We start from the raw sequence: 15571 nt of genomic DNA, 5'->3' as shown, positions 1-15571 counted from the left end.
CCTCCCGCCTCGCCGGAACGGCTCCCTCGGTGTCTGATGGCTTGTGTGGTGGGTACCGACAATCTGCGCCGGACCGGCGTCTTCGCCCTCCAGGTGCTGGCCGTCGCCGGCTGCTACTACGTCGCGGGACGGCTCGGACTCCTGCGGAACCTGACCGTCGAGGGGGCGGTGTTCACCCCCATCTGGCCGCCGACCGGCATCGCGGTGGCCGCTCTGCTGATCCTCGGGCTGCGCGTGTGGCCGGGTATCGCGCTCGGTTCCTTGCTGGTCATCATGCACCTCACCTCGCTGCGGCCCGACGTGCTCGGCAATCTGGTGGGCAACACGGTCGCGCCCGTCTGCGCGTACCTCATGCTGCGTGCGGTCGGCTTCCGTACCAGCCTCAGCCGCTTGCGGGACGGCCTGGCGCTGGTGTTCCTCGGGGCCCTGGGCGGCATGCTCATCAGCGCCACAGTGGGCGTCGGCATGCTCGTGATCACGGACCGGCTCCACGGACACGGCTTCTGGGCGGTGTGGCTGGCTTGGTGGGTGGGCGACGCCATGGGGGTCTTGATCGTCACGCCGCTTCTGCTGTCGCTCCACGCGGCCCGCTGGCCCCCACGCCTGTCCCGTTGGCAGGAGGCCACCGCACTCGCCCTTGTCACCTGCGGCGCCGTGCTCCTGGTCACGCACAGCGGCCTCAGCGTGCTGTTCCTCATCTACCCCTTGCTGATCTGGACGGCCCTGCGCTTCCAACTGGTCGGCAGCATGCTCTGCGCGCTCTTCGCCTCCGTCGTGGCCACCGTCGCCGCCACCGACCGGGTCGGCCCCTTCGCGAGCCTGGACCGGATCGAAGTGATGATCAAACTGCAGGCGTTCAACGGCACCATGGCCCTGACGGCCCTGCTGCTCTCCGCCGTGATCACCGAGCAGCGCAACACCCGGCGCTCGGTGGAGCTGGCCTGCCAGGAGCTGGTCGAGGTGCTCGAACACCTCACCGCGGGGAACGCGCCACGCGGCGGGTCGCCACGACCGAGGCCGGAGGCGGAGGACGAGCCCTGGCAGCAGGAGGCAGGGCGTTGATCAGCACCTCGGCGCCGACCGGACCTCGTCTTCGGCAGGGTCGACGCCGTCCGGGCCGGGGACGTACAGTACCCCTAGGGGTATTTTTCGAGGAGTGATCGTGGAACTGGAGCTCGAGGGCGCGGACCTGAAGGCCGTGCTGAACCGCTTGCGCCGGGCGCAGGGGCAGATCTCCGGCGTGATCCGGATGATCGAGGAGGGACGCGACTGCGAGGACGTCGTCACGCAGCTCGCCGCCGCCTCACGCGCGCTGGACCGCGCCGGTTTCGCGATCATCGCGACGGGACTGCAGCAGTGTGTGACCGACATGGAGTCCGGGCGCAAGAACGGCGAGGACCCGGAGGCGATGCGCGCCCGCTTGGAGAAGCTCTTCCTGTCGCTGGCCTGAGGCCACTCGCCTCGTGGGCCTGAGGTCGATCGCCTCGCCGGCCTCAGGACACTCTGCTCTCCGGCCTCAGCAGGCTCGCAGCGATGGCCTGAGAACGCTCGCCGCAACGGGCCTCACAGCACTGCGTCGAGCAGCATGAACGCCGCCACGGCCAGCAGCACCAGCGCGAAGATCCGCTGGAGCGTGTGCCCGGAGACCTTCACGGACAGGCGTTTCCCGTCCCAGGCACCGAGGATCGCAGCGCCGATGAACGGCCCGACGACCGCCCAGTCCAGGCCCTCGACCGTGCCCGCCCGGGTCGCCAGCGCGGCCAGCGAGTTGACGGTGATCACCAGCAGACTGGTGCCCACGGCGTTGCGCATTTGCAGGCCGAGCACCCCGACCAGCGCAGGTACGGCGAGGAAGCCGCCGCCGACGCCGAGAACACCGGTGACCGCGCCCAGCCCGGCACCTACCGCCGCGGCCCGTCCAGGCCGCACCGTCACCGGGCCCTCCGCGGCCGGCCGGGCCCGGAGCATGCGCAGCGCGGCCAGCCCCGCGACCACGGCGAAGGCCGCCGTCAGCACTGCCGCCGGGATGCGGGCGGCGAGCGCGCTGCCCAGCATCGCCGGACCGATCCCGGCCGCTGCGAACAGCAGCCCCGTGCGCCACCGCACGTTGCCGTCGCGAGCGTGCGCGACGAGTGCCGTGGCGGAGGTGGTGGTGACGATGACCAGACTCGCGGTCGTCGCGCCGACCGGGCTGAAGCCGAGCAGATAGATCAGTGCGGGGACGGCCAGGACACTCCCGCCGCCCCCGAGCGCGCCCAGCGCCAGGCCTATGACCGCTCCGGCGGCCAGGGCCAGGACGAGAGCGCTCACGCGACCGTGCCGTTCTGCCCACGCGAGTCGACGACCGGCAGCCCCGCCTCGGCCCAGTCCCGCATACCGCCGATGACGTCCACGGCGTCCGAACCGCGCGCGACAAGCAGTTCGGCGGCCTGCCGGGACCGGTTTCCCGAACGGCAGATCACCACCAAGGGCCGCGCCTGCGCCTGCGCGGGCAGCCCCACCCCGGCAGCCAGCGCGGACAGGGACAGGTGCACGGCTCGCGGGGCATGACCCGCCTGCCACTCGTAAGGTTCGCGCACGTCCAGCAGTACGGCGCCGTCGTCGCCGTCGGCACTGCCGTGCCCGGTGCGGACGGCTGCCTCCTGGACGCTCACCCGGCCCGGGCGGCCCCGGTCTCCTCGGAAAGTGCTCATCTCGGTTGTCGGCTCCTTGTCGTCACGTCGTCAGGGAAGAGGGAAGAGCGGCGGGCCTCTGCGGCCTCCGGTGTCGTCAGGGGGTCCGAAGGGCGAGTCCCGCCTTCTCCGCGGCGTCGAAGGAATCGTCGACGGCGACGACATGGCGGCCGGCGGCGTCCAGCAGGGATGCGGCGATCGCGGCGCGCATGCCACCCGCGCAGTGCACCCACACCTCGCCGTCGGGAACCTCGTCGAGACGGCGGTGCAGGGTGTGGACCGGGATGTGCACCGAGCCCTCGACGTACCCGCTGTCCCGCTCCGACGCCCGGCGCACGTCCAGGACGACGACGTCGTCCCGGGACCGCCCGGCAAGGTCGGCGAAGGTGCCCCGCGCGAAGGAGGCCGGCGCCTCGCCCTCGCGCACCCAGTCGGCCGGACCGCCCGTGGCCGCGGCGGCCGGCCGGTCGATGCCCACCCGCACCAGCTCGCGCTGGGCGGCGGCGACCTGCTCGGCAGTCTCGGCCAGCAGCGTGACCGGCTTGCCCCACGGGATCAGCCACGCCAGGTACGTGGCGAGCTGTCCCTCCGCCTCGAAGTTGAACGAGCCCGCGACATGCCCTTCGGCGAAGGCGACCCGGTGGCGCAGGTCCACCACCCACTCCCCCGCCGCCAGCCGCGCGGCGATCTCGTCGGCGTCCGCGACCTGCGGAGGAGTGAGATCGACAGGCACGGGTCCGGCGGCGTTGGCGGGCCCCATGTGGGTGTAGTAGGCGGGAATGTCGTCCAGACCGCTCAGCAGGTCGGCGACGAAGGTGTCCACGTCCCGCGTGAGGGCCTCGTTGGACACCTTCTCATTGCCGATCGTGGAGTCGTCGCCCGCGGCCTGGGAGGAGGAGCAGAAGCTTCCGAACCCGTGGGTGGGGAGTACGGCGGTGTCGTCGGGCAGCTCGGCGGCCAGGCGGTGGGCGGATGCGTGCTGGGCGCGCGCCAGGTTCGCGGTCAACCGGGGTTCGACCAGGTCGGGGCGGCCGACGGTGCCGATCAGCAGCGAGCCGCCGGTGAACACCGCGATCGCCGCGCCGCTCTCCTCCAGCACATAGGAGGTGTGGTGCGGGGTGTGGCCGGGCGTGGCCAGCGCGCGCAGAGTCAGGCCCGCCTCGGGGTCGATCTCCGTACGGTCGCCGTCGCGCACCGGCACCCGCGCGAAGGAGACCCGCGCTCCGGCGGGCACGAGGTAGGCCGCACCCGTGACCCGGGCCAGCTCCAGACCGCCGGTGACGTAGTCGTTGTGCACATGCGTCTCGACGACGTGCGAGATCCGCACCCCGCGCCGGACGGCCGCCGCGATCACCCGATCGATGTCCCGGGGCGGATCCACCGCCACCGCCGTTCGCTCACCGCCCGCGAGATAGCTGCGGTTGCCGAGACCCGGCACCTCGATCGTGTCGACGAAGAACACGCCGTGCTCCCTTCCAGTGAAAAATTACCCCGGGGGGTATGCTTGCGAAGGTAACACAATTACCCCCGGGGGTATTTCCATACGTAGGGATATCCCAGGACGACTCCCCCGAGTACCCCGAATATCCGCCCACTTACCGCCACCGCCACCGAGAAGGACCAGGCTCATGCGCTACGACCGCACCGTTCGCCTCGACAGCGACTTCGCCACCGCCGTCGACCGCACCCGTAACGCCCTCGCCGCGCAGGGATTCGGCATCCTCACCGAGATCGACGTCACCGCCACCCTCAAGGCCAAGCTCGACCACGACATGGAGGACTACGTCATCCTCGGCGCCTGCAACCCACCGCTGGCCCACCGTGCTCTGGAGACCGACCGTTCCATCGGACTGCTGCTGCCCTGCAACGTGGTCGTCCGCCGCGACGGCGACCGCACCGCCGTACAGGCCCTCGACCCCGGCACGATGGTCGCCCTCACCGAGATCGAAGCCCTGCGCCCGGTCGCCGAGGAGGCCACCCGACGCCTCGAGGCCGCCCTCGCCTCTCTCGTCGCGGACGAGAAGGAGAGCTGAAGAGACGATCCGCTCGCCCGACCGGTGTATCAGCGACCGCCGCCTTCGTCGAGAACGCCGTGCGGACGGGAGACACACCTACCCGGCCCGTGGCACGGGCCGGCACACACGGTGCGGGGGAATCCCGACGTGCATGGCGAAGCAAGTGGCCAACCGGTCAGGATCGGAGAAGCCTCAGCCGCCGTGCGGCCTCTAGCGTGATGGTCATGGCAACCACCGCTTCCACCGCGCCCCACACGTCCCTCGCGTCCGTCACCCTTGAGGTGGCCGACCCCGAGGCTGCCCGCCTCTTCTACACCGCCTTCGGCGTGGACAGCTACATCCGCCTCCGGGCGTCCCAGACCCACGCCACCGGATTCCGTGGCTTCACGCTGGCGCTGACGGTGTCCGGACCGGCCACCGCCGACGGCTTCGTCGCCGACGCCGTGAACGCCGGCGCCACCGTGCTGAAGCCCGCCGCGAAGTCGCTGTGGGGCTACGGCGGCGTCGTCCAGGCCCCGGACGGAACGATCTGGAAGATCGCGACCTCGGCCAAGAAGGACACCGGCCCCGCCACCCGCGAGATCGACGAGGTCGTGCTCCTGCTCGGCGTCGAGGACGTCAAGGCCACCCGGCAGTTCTACGTGGGCCGGGGCCTCACCGTGGCCAAGAGCTTCGGCGGCAAGTACGCCGAGTTCGCCCCCGGTGCGTCCAGCCCCATCAAGCTGGCGCTGTACAAGCGCCGCTCCCTGGCCAAGGATCTCGGCGTCCCCGCCGACGGAAGCGGCTCACACCACATCGTCCTCGGCAGCACCGCCGACACCTTCACCGACCCGGACGGCTTCACCTGGGAGGCCGCCGCGTAGCTCGCCCTGCCCGCCCCGCCCCGCACCCCACCCGGCTCGGGGAACGGCGCGCAGGACGGCTTCCGGGCGATCGGTGCACCGTATTGATGTTCGGGTGGCTACGATGCGATCTCCACACAGGGGGGATGGTCTCGATGTCCGACGTGCGTGAACACGTGATGCCCGCATCATTGCGAGCTGCCCAGATCTCACTGCTGACGCTCACCCTCGCCGGCATCATCTCGATGCTCGCGCTCTCCGAAGGCCTCACCGCCTACGGGCAGGGCGAGATGATGGCGCCCTGGCTGTTCGTCTGGGTCAGTGCGGCGCTTTGCCTGACGTACGACAAGAGCGCGCGCGGCGGTGTGCGGCTGACGACCGTCGTGCTGATGACGCTCATGGTGCTGCCGACCGTCACACACCTGGGCGAGGCGGAGTCGTTCGGCATGTTCCTGGACGCGGCGGTGCGGATTCTGATCGGAGTGCCCGTGATCGTGCTGTTGTTCCTGCCGGAATCGACGGCCTGGTTCGACCGCGAACGGTGACGCTGCGGGCGCGGCTGTCAGCACGAGACAGACGCCTTGGGCGAGAGCCTCTGTCCTCGCCCGGCCCCCACGATCCACTTCGCCGAAGGATGAAGGATGGTGCGCATGACGCTGGCCACCCCCGTACTGCACACCGCCCGCCTACGACTGCGGCCCTTCACCGGCGCCGATACGGACCCCCTCTTCGCGCTCCACAGCAGCGTCTACGTGCTGCGCTACTGGGACTCCCCGCCATGGACCGAACGGTCGCGTGCCGAGCGCTTCATCGCTGTGTGCCAGAAGATGGCCGACGAGGGTTCCGGGGCTCGGATGGCCATCGATCGCGCTTCTGACGGAGCGTTCGTCGGCTGGATCGGGCTGACCGGATGGAACCCGGACTATCGCAGCGCGACCTTGGGCTACGTCCTCGACGATGCCGTGTGGGGCCAGGGTTACGCGACGGAGGCCGCACAGGCCGTACTGCAGTGGGCCTTCGACACACTCGACCTGAATCGGGTCCAGGCCGAGACCGATACGCGCAACGCGGCATCCGCCCGGGTGCTGGAGAAGGTCGGATTCCTGCGTGAAGGCACGCTGCGGGAGGACTGCGTCGTGAACGGCGAGGTCTCCGACTCCTGGGTGTTCGGCTTGCTCAGGCGGGAGTGGCGGCCGTCGACCGCATCCGTCCCGGACCGCTAAGGCGTTGTCTCGTGGGCTGGGCTGATCTGATCCTTGTACCACCACGCCGTTGGAGAACCCGTGGACCGACGAGGCAAGGAAGACCGCAGTTCCCTGGTCGGTGGCGGGCCCAGTGATGCGGGACTCCCATTGGCCATCGGCCCGGAATTCTGATGCCGAGCGGATCCCCTCGCCAAGGTTCCACCAGCTTGACGCGGGGTGGGACAGGGTGAGGTGTCCATTGATCTGCACTGGTGCGGCGTTCCGGGCAGGGCACGGCTGTCGCCGCCTCCCAGAGCACGTCGATCGCCGGCGCCCAGCCGGGCGGGCTCCGGGGATCGGCACGATCACCGTCTCGGGCACCCAGATCCGCTCGAACGGCGCACAGCTCGCCGAACTGGGACGCCTGCTCGACGCGGGCACGGTCCGCGTCGCGATCGACAGCACCTTCCCACTCGCGGATGCCCGAACGGCACACGAACGCGCCGCCCGAGGGCACATCCGGGGCAAGATCGTGCTCACCGTCGTACAGAGACGAGCCGAATGACAGACGCTTGCCTGCACCCCCGCTCCCCATCGACACACTCCTGCGCCCTGCCGGTGCACACGTCCCACCGATGAGTTTCCGGCGGTCGTGCCGTCTACCCGTCGACGAAGGGAGCGCACCATGCGCAAGATCATCATTTGCACCTTCCTGACGCTGGACGGCGTCATGCAGGCACCGGGCGGTCCGGACGAGGACGCTGCCAGCGGCTTCGAGCACGGCGGCTGGCAGAAGCCGGTGACCGACGACGAGGTCGGCATGGCCGTCTCCAACTGGTACGACCCCGCCGACGCCATGCTGCTCGGCCGCAAGACGTACGACATCTTCGCGTCGTACTGGCCGAACGCGGACCCCGCAAACCCGTTCACCCACCGGATGAACGCCATGCGCAAGTACGTGGCCTCCCGCACACTGACGTCCCTGAAGTGGCAGAACTCAACGCTGCTGGAAGGCGACGTTGCCGATGCCGTACGCGAGCTCAAAGCGTCCGACGGAGGCAACATCAATGTCGTCGGCAGCGGCGACCTCGCCCAGACCCTCATGCGGCACGACCTCGTCGACGAATACCGCCTGACCATCCATCCGGTCATCATCGGCACCGGCAAGCGGCTGTTCGCCGACGGGGCGATCCCCACCGCCCTTCAGCCGGTCGACGTCTCCACGACGAAGAGCGGCACCGTCGTCGGCATCTACCGGCCCAGCGGCAAGCCCAGCTACGGCAGCTACTAGCAGCCGACGCCGGGCCGTTGCGCACATCGAGGGTGACGGGGGGCCTCAGCCTTGATCGTGGTGGCCCTGTCGGAGGCCACGGCCCCGTGACCGACATACGTCGGCGCCGTCAACACCGTCAAAACGGTGTCGAGCCCGACTGGCCGGCGTCCGGGTCTGCGAGCAGCAGTCCTTCCACACCGGCCACCTTCAGCAACCGCCGGACTTGGGAGGAGACGGCGACGACTCGTAGGCTGCCGGCCTCGGCAAGCGCGTCCCGCCTGTGCCGCACGAGGAAGTTGAGCGCGGCCGAGTCCGCGAACGGGACCTGGACGAGGTCGAGTTCGCACTGACGGGCCCGTAACGGCGTCATGACCGCGGCGAGCTGCGGCACTGTCTGAAGGTCCAGCTCGCCGGTCACGGTGATGAGGACCGTGCCCAGTGCGTCCACGACATCGATCACCAAGGGTGGTAAAGGTGACGTGCTCATCCCTCGAACTTCCTCATCCGCGCCTGCCTGCCCCATATAAGCACCCGCCCACCGCCGCCTTGCACACCGGACCGAGCCCGCCTCACTCCCTATCCCCCAGCGCCGAGCGGTACGACACCGTCACACACCGGGCCATGACGACTTCGACCGCTGGGGCCCCGGGCAGTGCGATGGAGCTCTGGTCCCATCTGGTCCGATCTGCTCACTCCGGGCGAGGATCTGGATCCCGGTCGACTCGTGGCCGTTCATGGTGGGCACCGTGACGGTCCGGGTGTCGATGGTCCGGAACCCGGCGAGCAGGGTGGAGAACCACTCGCGGGTGTGGTGGCGGCAGACCGCACCGTCGCCGGTTTCGAACACGCCATAGCTGCCGTAGTGATCAGCGTGGCGGCCGTAACGGCTGCGGTTGCGTTCGTCGTCCTGCAGCAGAAGATCGCTGATGTAGAGGATTCCGCCGGGCTTGAGGACACGGTTCACCTCGGCGAGCAGTCGGTGCTGGGCTTCATCGCCGGGAATGCAGGTCAGTACGGCGAACAGCAGAACGGCGTCGAACTCTGCGTCCGGGTAGGGCGACGTCGGCGGCGCGTCCAGGGCGGCGAAGCGCAGGGTGGGGTGCAGGCGCCGGGCCCGACTGATCATTGCCGGTGAGGCGTCCACGCCCGTGAGGTCGCCGAAACCGTGTTCTTCGAGTTGCTTCATGACCCGGCCATAGCCGCATCCGTAATCGAGGATCCCGCCTTGCTTGCCGACCCCGTCGAGCCAGGGCAGATGGAGCGGGTGGGTGAAGGTCTTGGTGGCCGCGGCGGCATCCCAGTAGGGAACCTGACCGTCGAGGTCGGACACGGCAGATGCCTCCCCAGGGCGCTTGGCTGAAGCAGGTCATGCTGCCAGAGCGGCGGGGTGCTCGGCGAGCCGGACCACTGTCCGTCGCGTGTGCACGGACGGTGGGCGCGACGCGAAGGCGGCGGTTCAGCACGACGGGCGGGCGAGATACCGGACGAAGATCTCCTGGCTGTCAGGAGTGAAGGTCCAGTGCCGCAGACTCCGCCGCAGCTCGGACTCCGTCAGCCACCCGTGCCAGGCCACCTCACCCGGATCGGGGGCGACGATCTCCGGAAGCACGGCATCGCACACTCCGAGCCAATGAGGGCTGAGCCCAGCCCGGTTGAGGAACGTGAACCGAAGACACACGGCCACCATTGTCCCCAGCTCTTCACGGACCTCGCGTGCCGCCGCCTGCTCATAGGACTCGCCGACTCCCGCAGCACCCCCGACCCCGAGTTCGTAGAGCCCCGGAAAACGGGACAACTGCTCGGCACGCCGATGGACGAGAAAGCGGCCCTGCCCATCACGGCACACCACCACTCCGATCCGGTGCAGCCAGCCCTCCCGAACGGCCTCCCCCCGACCGACCACCCCCAGCACACGGTCCTGAGCGTCCACACGTTCCACGAGCTCATCCACGGCGCACACGATCGCAGAACGCACTGACACCGAGCGCGGCCAGGGGCCCGAGTGGCCACCGCCGGCCAGAAACCGCCGACGACGCTCGTCGTGATGCTGGCCGGCCCGGCCGTTGACGTGAAGTGCCTCTGCCCGAAGCACTGTTGGTGCGGGCAGAATGCCGGAGACCTGCCCGCGCCAATCAGCCGGCCGGCCACTGAACAGTGAGCGCCTGCGCACTTGGGCGTCGATCAGGACACCTTTCTCGCCCAGGTCGAGAGTGTCGTCCTCGCGGCACTGCTTGCCACGACCGAAGTGCCGGCCGCGAGTTCCCCGGGTCTCCCATGCCCTCAGGCTTGATGCCGCCACAGCGGCCGAGACGGCCATCCAGGGGACGGGACAGCGCTGCGACGGTCGTCAGTCCTGCCGATGTCCGCCCCACGTTCGGCCGTTGCTCGCGCCGCGTCCTCTCCCGGCAGCAGCATCGCGCGAACGAATGCCGCGGTGGGCTCATACAAGAGGCCGTCCTGCGTCGTCGTGAGGGCGTGACGAAGGTTCCGGCAGGTGGGCTCGGCGGCAGAGGGCCGGTCGGCGGGGACCGTCACCCCTTCGACCAGGGAGAAGACATGCGCAGGTTCCGTCGGATCTTCAGTGCGGGAACGGCCGCGTTCGTACTCGGGGCCGGGCTCTTGGCAGGTTCTGCCGGTGCGGCTCAGGCGGCGCCGTCCGACTGCACGGGAGGTGCCAACGGTTTCACCGACATCCCCGACAGTCTCTGCGGCCAGGGTGTGGCGGGGGCGGGAGCGCTGGTGCTCAGCAATCCGCACGACGTCGCCTCGTGCGCGATGCAGGCCGGCAACGTCGGCGGCAGGCAGATGGGGTGGGGCGTCCTGACCACCGGAAGGCCCAGCGATCGGGGGCCTGGCGCCAGGGCCATCGTCTGGATGTACGTCACCAACGACAACAAGCAGTCGGTGATCACGTGCGGCCCGTTCGCGGTGACGTCGCCCGGCGCGAGGATCACGACCCCGGCCTACCCGACCAGCAGCTCGTCGAGCCGCGCCTTCCAGGTCTGCGCGGTCCTGTACAGCCCCTCAGAAACCAAGGGCGCTGTCTGCACCCCCTGGTGGTAGACCGTCGCCCGCCGGGCAACCCGCGCGCGTCAGTGCGCGTCAGCCATGCGTGGGAACAGGAGACGTCCGCACTCACATGTAGGCGGGCCCTCGCGGTGGCTCGGAGGTGTGACACGGCCGGCCGTGCCGTTCGGGTGCGCCGGTGTCCGTCGGGCACGACCGATGGGGGGTTCGGCGTTCTGGCCGCGCTCACTCCTTCCGTCCGCTCGGGGAGCCGGTCGCACACCGGCCGCGGTGTCATGGGAGCCGATCGGCCACCGGCCGAATTGTCGTGGCGAGGACCGTGTTCGGGCCCTTCGGCCCTGGCCTGCCCGCTGTCGTGGCGAGAGGATCGGCTTTGGGGATGCCGGAGACTCGGTCACTGGTGACCAAGCGCCTACCGGCGTCCGCGCAGGGGGGCGGCGATGGACTGGACCGGCGCGGGGGACGGCTGGAGTTGGGGCGACCCGGACAACTGGAGTGAGTCGAAGGTTCCAGGCCCGGACGACGAAGCCGTCATCAGAGCCGACGCGGTGAGGGCATCGGCCGTTGACGTCAGGTCCCTCACCCTCATCGGCGCATCGGTCCTGTCCTCCACCGCCTTGATTCGTCAGCGGCTCACCGTGGACTGCGACCGCAACGGCGGCCTGTTGGCCGATGTCGAACTGGGTCCCGACGCGCAGGGCACCTGGCTGGCCGGCACCATCCAGCGGCTGCATGTTCCGGCCGGGGCCACGGTCTCCGTGACGGGCACCGGGTGCAAGTCCGTCTCCCGTCTCGTGGTCGACGGCGTGCTCGAGTTGGCCGGGGAAGGCCTCACCCTGTTCTCCGACGGCCTGTTCAACTCCGGTGAAGTGCGGGTGACCGCGCCGAGCATTCTGGCCGGAGCCGCGCCCGTCGAGAACCAGGGAATCATCCGGCTGGTGGGCGAGGCGCCCCTGACGTTGGACTATCCGGGAGGCGTGGCCGGGCCGTCGCTGCGTCTGCACGCGGGCAGCCTTCTGGACCTAGGTTCCGGCACGATGACGCTGCGCTACGGCGACAGCGAGTTCGAGCGCGGCGCCGTGGTGACAGGGAACGGCACCATGGTGCTGACCGGCAGGGCCCGGTTGACGATCAACGGCCGGGTCGATTTCGCCGCCGAGTCCACCTTCGAGCTGGCTCGCGGAGGCATCCTCTATGGCGAGACAGACCTCGCGGCCTGCCGGGTCCACTGGACGGGAGGCCAGATCATAAACCGCCTCACCGTGCCGTCGTCGGGCAGCCTGCGCATCGACGGCTGGGACGACAAAGTGGCCCACGGGCTGCTCATCCAGGGAGAGGCGACCTTGGGGGGCGGTGCTCCCATCCGGCTCTGCGGGCGAGGACTGACCAACCAGGGCACCGTCCTTGTCGCGGCCGACAGCACCGTCACGGCCGACGTGCCCTTCGAGAACCAGGCGCTGCTGCGCTTCGCGTGCCCGGGTCTCACCCTGACTGTGAAAGGCGACAGCGGACTGACCTGTCAGCGAGGCAGTGCCCTCGACCTCAACGGCAGCGCGGTCTGGCTGCAGTGCGGTGACAGCCGTACGGAGGCCGGCGCAGGGATCTCCGGTGCCGGTGCCCTGCGGCTGGGCGGGGAGAACGTCACGGCGCGGCTGACGGCCGACGGACCGCTCGACGTCACCGCGGAGTCCGAGATCCATCTGGCCAGGAACAGCTACCTGTACGGCCGGGCGGATTTCGGCGCCGGCAAGGTGGTGTGGACCGGCGGCGAGATCATGCAGGAACTCACCGTCCCGAAGGCCGGCACTCTGTGGGTGGCCGATACCGGCACCAAATCGGTGCGCCGGCTGACCGTGGTGGGCACGGCGACCTTCAACGGCCCGGGCAGGGTGAGCCTGTTCGACGACGGCCTCATCAACGAAGGGGTCCTGCTGGTTTCCCGGTCGATGGTGCTGGACGGCAGCGCCCCGCTGCACAACCACGGCACGCTGCGGCTCGGCGAGATGGCGCGGCTGACGCTGTCCGGCGTCGACCTGCACTCCGACGGCGCGGTGGAACTGGGCACGGGCCGGGTGACCGGCACGAACGCGTCGGTCACGCTGAGCGGTCGTACCGCAGTCACGATCGATCCCGGCGTGACCAACTGGTGCGGCCGAGTCGTCTGTTCCTCAGCGCTTCGGGTGGCAGGGCAGCTCGACGTCGAGGTCAAGGCGGGCCGGACGCCTGACACGGTCCTGGCTTTTCCGGTGGCGTGTGGCGATCGGCTGGACGGCGCGTTCGACGTGGTCAGCGGCGGCTGGTGGGTCGCCCACAGCAGCAACTCCGCTCTGCTGCGCGCCGACGCGGCTCCCCGCTTCCCCGCGCATCCACGTCCTTCTCCGCGATGGCGGAACGACGGCAAGCTCGAAGCCCGGCTGCGACTGAACCTCAACGCTGTCTCCGAGCACCTCCATGACGGCCCGGTCGCCGTGGTGAACCTCGCCGGGCCGGACAGCCCGGCCTTCGCCGCGATCCACGGCTCCCGGCAGACGTACGTGGCGAGCATCGCCAAGCTGGCCCCCCTGCTGGCTGCCTGTCAGCTGCGCGCGGATCTGCGCAGGATCGCGGCGGCGAACCCGCCGCAGAGCTCTGCGGAACTGTTCGAGACCGCGCGGCAACAGTGGAACTGTACGGCGGAGCACGGGCCACAGCTGGACGACATCTTCTGGGTCGATTTCGCCGTCAGCCCCGTCGCGGTGGATTTCGTCGACGCCCATCAAGACGATGAGGCGCTGAACGAGCTCGACAGCAAACTCGCGGACCCCACCACGCGGCAGGAGGGACTCGAGCGGCTGCGTCTGCTCGGCTTCGCCGACCGGCTGCGGCTCATGGCGGCCTGGTCGAACAACGACGCGGCGACCGCCGTGATCCGCGTGCTCGGTCTGCCCTATGTCGCGGCGGTCGTACAGGATTGCGGGCTCTACGACGTCGGCGACGGAGGTGGGCTCTGGCTCGGCGCCGGGTACGGCGACATCGGCGGCGGATTCGGTCCCGACCCCGGGGTCGCCGACGATCCGCGGCTGCCGGGGGCGCACCACAATGCGTCCGCCGAATCACTGGCCCGCTTCTTCATCCTGCTCCTGGCCGACCGGCTGATCGACGCGGACCCCGAGCAAGCGCGCCAGGCATGCGGTGAGATACGAGCGATCCTCGACAAGATCTCCCCTGCCCACGGCGTGGACAGCTCCTTTCGCGAGGCCCTGGTCCACAGCGGTCGTGTCGTGCGGCGGCTGCTGTCGAAAATCGGTATCTGGCACGACGTGTCGGAGTGCGCCGCGATCAGTACCGAAGATCAGGACGGGAGCGCGCGGCGCGACTACATCGCCGTCGGCCTCGCCGAGACCGACGAGTCGGCACTGGCCGCCGTGATCACCGCCCTTGAGGCCTCCCTGGCGGGGTGACCCGACCGGCACGATTCTGCACCACGCCGTGTGGTCTCACGGGATGGGCGGAGCTCGGGCCCGCTGCTCGGCGCCGGCCGGGCACCTGGCGTCCAGCACCGTCACGCCCGCCGGGCGGCGCTGCCGGTCTCGGGCGCGCAGGCCCGATTCACCACCGCTGGTAGGTTTTCACCATGCGTGAGGTCGTGGTGTGCCTGGACGAGCCGCCCGTCGTGGCGAACGTCGGCGTCGGTGTGCACGGCCCGGCCGGGCACACCGACGTCTTCCGCCTGCCCGACCTGTGGCAACTGCACCTGTACCGGTACGAGGCCGACCTCACCGTCGACGGCACGCCCCACACCATCCGCCCCGGCCGGGTGAGTCTGGTGCCCCCGGCCACGACCGTGCAGTACCGCTATCGGGGCCGCTCCGAGCACCTGTACGCCCACCTGCGGCTGCCCTCCACCAGCCACCCCCGCACCGTGCCCGTCATGCAGGACGCGGGCCCGGAACTGCCCACGCTCTCCGCCCTGATGCTCCAGGCCGTCACCGCCTGGCCGAGCACCCCGGCCCGGGCCTCGGCCGAGGTCTGGGCCGCCCTGTGGCGCGTCGGGCACCTCACCCCGCCCGCCCCGCAGGGGCCTCCGGACGCCCCGCACCCGGCCGTCACCGCGGCGGCCTCCTACATCGAGTCCCGGCTGGCCGATCCCCTCACCGTTCCGGGCGTGGCCCGCGCCGCCGGGGTCTCCCACAACCACCTCACCCGGCTCTTCCGCGCGGCCACCGGGGACACGGTTGTCGCCTACATCCGGCAACGCCGCCTCGAACGCGCGCGCCACCTGCTGCGCGAGTCCACCCTCTCCATCTCCGCGATCGCCGCCATGGTCGGCATTCCGGACCTCCAGGCCTTCAACAAAGCCTGCCGCCGGGAACTCGGGTCTTCACCCCGTGCCGTACGCGGTACCCAGGACGCGGCCGGGATCGAGGTCGGGTAGCGACACGCTCGCTCCAGGCCAGGCCAGGCCACCTTCTCCGAAGCAGTTGCTTGGCACCTCTTTCCGTTCGTGTCCCTTCGTAGAGTGCGGTCGTCCGCTGATCACAGGGCGGTGAAGGCCTACAGCAGGTTGGTGCTGGTCCCG

General features: G+C 70.0%; 16 protein-coding genes and 1 pseudogene. 11 read left to right on the top strand and 6 right to left on the bottom strand.

The annotated features are described in order from the left end of the window. Positions 1-36: 36 nt before the first annotated feature. The gene (locus DI272_RS30495) at positions 37-1062 is read left to right on the top strand and encodes an MASE1 domain-containing protein (RefSeq protein ID WP_181387363.1); all 1026 of its coding nucleotides are present in this window, start codon (positions 37-39) and stop codon (positions 1060-1062) included. 100 nt (positions 1063-1162) lie between these two features. Continuing rightward, on the top strand, positions 1163-1450 hold the full coding sequence (locus DI272_RS30490; protein ID WP_047017838.1) for a metal-sensitive transcriptional regulator: 288 nt from the start codon (positions 1163-1165) through the stop codon (positions 1448-1450). A 113-nt stretch (positions 1451-1563) separates the two neighbouring features. On the opposite strand, the gene DI272_RS30485 is transcribed toward DI272_RS30490, so the two are convergent. From DI272_RS30485 to DI272_RS30475, 3 genes are all read right to left on the bottom strand, one after another. Further along, on the bottom strand, positions 1564-2310 hold the full coding sequence (locus DI272_RS30485; protein ID WP_109498410.1) for a sulfite exporter TauE/SafE family protein: 747 nt from the start codon (positions 2308-2310) through the stop codon (positions 1564-1566). After that, positions 2307-2693: a rhodanese-like domain-containing protein gene (locus DI272_RS30480; RefSeq protein ID WP_109498409.1), complete on the bottom strand. Its 387-nt coding sequence runs from the start codon at positions 2691-2693 to the stop codon at positions 2307-2309. Before DI272_RS30480 ends, DI272_RS30485 begins: the two co-directional genes overlap by 4 nt. 76 nt (positions 2694-2769) lie before the next feature. Further along, the gene (locus DI272_RS30475) at positions 2770-4134 is read right to left on the bottom strand and encodes a rhodanese-like domain-containing protein (protein ID WP_109498408.1); all 1365 of its coding nucleotides are present in this window, start codon (positions 4132-4134) and stop codon (positions 2770-2772) included. Positions 4135-4300: 166 nt separating this feature from the next. Here DI272_RS30475 and DI272_RS30470 point away from each other — a divergent pair, with 166 nt between their 5' ends. The 6 genes and pseudogenes from DI272_RS30470 (at position 4301) to DI272_RS30440 (ending at position 8004) form a co-directional block, all read left to right on the top strand. Next, positions 4301-4705 carry a DUF302 domain-containing protein gene (locus tag DI272_RS30470; RefSeq protein WP_109498407.1) on the top strand — a complete coding sequence of 135 codons (405 nt, stop codon included), beginning with the start codon at positions 4301-4303 and terminating at the stop codon, positions 4703-4705. Positions 4706-4905: 200 nt separating this feature from the next. Then, positions 4906-5550, top strand: coding sequence for a glyoxalase (locus DI272_RS30465; RefSeq protein WP_109501126.1), 645 nt, complete (start codon positions 4906-4908; stop codon positions 5548-5550). Positions 5551-5684: 134 nt separating this feature from the next. Next, positions 5685-6074: a hypothetical protein gene (locus DI272_RS30460; RefSeq protein WP_109498406.1), complete on the top strand. Its 390-nt coding sequence runs from the start codon at positions 5685-5687 to the stop codon at positions 6072-6074. 105 nt (positions 6075-6179) lie between these two features. Beyond that, complete coding sequence (locus tag DI272_RS30455) at positions 6180-6752, top strand: GNAT family N-acetyltransferase (protein WP_109501125.1); 573 nt, start codon at positions 6180-6182, stop codon at positions 6750-6752. Positions 6753-7077: 325 nt separating this feature from the next. After that, positions 7078-7278: pseudogene (locus DI272_RS30445) on the top strand (zinc-binding dehydrogenase); the annotation flags it as partial. A gap of 120 nt (positions 7279-7398) precedes the next feature. Further along, positions 7399-8004: a dihydrofolate reductase family protein gene (locus DI272_RS30440; RefSeq protein ID WP_109498405.1), complete on the top strand. Its 606-nt coding sequence runs from the start codon at positions 7399-7401 to the stop codon at positions 8002-8004. Positions 8005-8122: 118 nt separating this feature from the next. Here DI272_RS30440 and DI272_RS30435 read toward each other — a convergent pair whose 3' ends face one another. The 3 genes from DI272_RS30435 to DI272_RS30425 form a co-directional block, all read right to left on the bottom strand. Further along, positions 8123-8473, bottom strand: a complete 351-nt coding sequence (locus DI272_RS30435) for an STAS domain-containing protein (RefSeq protein WP_181387362.1) — start codon at positions 8471-8473, stop codon at positions 8123-8125. A gap of 120 nt (positions 8474-8593) precedes the next feature. Next, on the bottom strand, positions 8594-9316 hold the full coding sequence (locus DI272_RS30430; RefSeq protein WP_109498403.1) for a class I SAM-dependent methyltransferase: 723 nt from the start codon (positions 9314-9316) through the stop codon (positions 8594-8596). A 126-nt stretch (positions 9317-9442) separates the two neighbouring features. Beyond that, positions 9443-9925 carry an NUDIX domain-containing protein gene (locus DI272_RS30425; RefSeq protein ID WP_181387560.1) on the bottom strand — a complete coding sequence of 161 codons (483 nt, stop codon included), beginning with the start codon at positions 9923-9925 and terminating at the stop codon, positions 9443-9445. A gap of 617 nt (positions 9926-10542) precedes the next feature. On the opposite strand from DI272_RS30425, the gene DI272_RS30420 reads away from it, so the two are divergent. From DI272_RS30420 to DI272_RS30410, 3 genes are all read left to right on the top strand, one after another. Beyond that, positions 10543-11049 carry a hypothetical protein gene (locus DI272_RS30420; RefSeq protein WP_109498401.1) on the top strand — a complete coding sequence of 169 codons (507 nt, stop codon included), beginning with the start codon at positions 10543-10545 and terminating at the stop codon, positions 11047-11049. Positions 11050-11453: 404 nt separating this feature from the next. Then, complete coding sequence (locus DI272_RS30415; protein WP_109498400.1) at positions 11454-14453, top strand: hypothetical protein; 3000 nt, start codon at positions 11454-11456, stop codon at positions 14451-14453. A gap of 173 nt (positions 14454-14626) precedes the next feature. After that, positions 14627-15427 (top strand): AraC family transcriptional regulator, encoded by an 801-nt coding sequence (locus tag DI272_RS30410; protein ID WP_109498399.1) that lies wholly within the window; start codon positions 14627-14629, stop codon positions 15425-15427. Positions 15428-15571: the final 144 nt, after the last annotated feature.

Origin of the sequence: Streptomyces sp. Act143 (genome assembly GCF_003143935.1) — a bacterium.
Taxonomy (GTDB): domain Bacteria; phylum Actinomycetota; class Actinomycetes; order Streptomycetales; family Streptomycetaceae; genus Streptomyces.
Note: the sequence above shows the minus strand (reverse complement) of the source record. Positions and strands in the feature narration are given on the sequence as shown.

Excerpts from the sequence above, each read along its gene's own strand:
- DI272_RS30495 (WP_181387363.1), top strand. The coding sequence starts at position 37 with ATGGCTTGTGTGGTGGGTACCGACAATCTGCGCCGGACCGGCGTCTTC.
- DI272_RS30480 (WP_109498409.1), bottom strand. The coding sequence starts at position 2,693 with ATGAGCACTTTCCGAGGAGACCGGGGCCGCCCGGGCCGGGTGAGCGTC.
- DI272_RS30470 (WP_109498407.1), top strand. The coding sequence starts at position 4,301 with ATGCGCTACGACCGCACCGTTCGCCTCGACAGCGACTTCGCCACCGCC.
- DI272_RS30465 (WP_109501126.1), top strand. The coding sequence starts at position 4,906 with ATGGTCATGGCAACCACCGCTTCCACCGCGCCCCACACGTCCCTCGCG.
- DI272_RS30460 (WP_109498406.1), top strand. The coding sequence starts at position 5,685 with ATGTCCGACGTGCGTGAACACGTGATGCCCGCATCATTGCGAGCTGCC.
- DI272_RS30455 (WP_109501125.1), top strand. The coding sequence starts at position 6,180 with ATGACGCTGGCCACCCCCGTACTGCACACCGCCCGCCTACGACTGCGG.
- DI272_RS30440 (WP_109498405.1), top strand. The coding sequence starts at position 7,399 with ATGCGCAAGATCATCATTTGCACCTTCCTGACGCTGGACGGCGTCATG.
- DI272_RS30435 (WP_181387362.1), bottom strand. The coding sequence starts at position 8,473 with ATGAGCACGTCACCTTTACCACCCTTGGTGATCGATGTCGTGGACGCA.
- DI272_RS30420 (WP_109498401.1), top strand. The coding sequence starts at position 10,543 with ATGCGCAGGTTCCGTCGGATCTTCAGTGCGGGAACGGCCGCGTTCGTA.
- DI272_RS30415 (WP_109498400.1), top strand. The coding sequence starts at position 11,454 with ATGGACTGGACCGGCGCGGGGGACGGCTGGAGTTGGGGCGACCCGGAC.
- DI272_RS30410 (WP_109498399.1), top strand. The coding sequence starts at position 14,627 with ATGCGTGAGGTCGTGGTGTGCCTGGACGAGCCGCCCGTCGTGGCGAAC.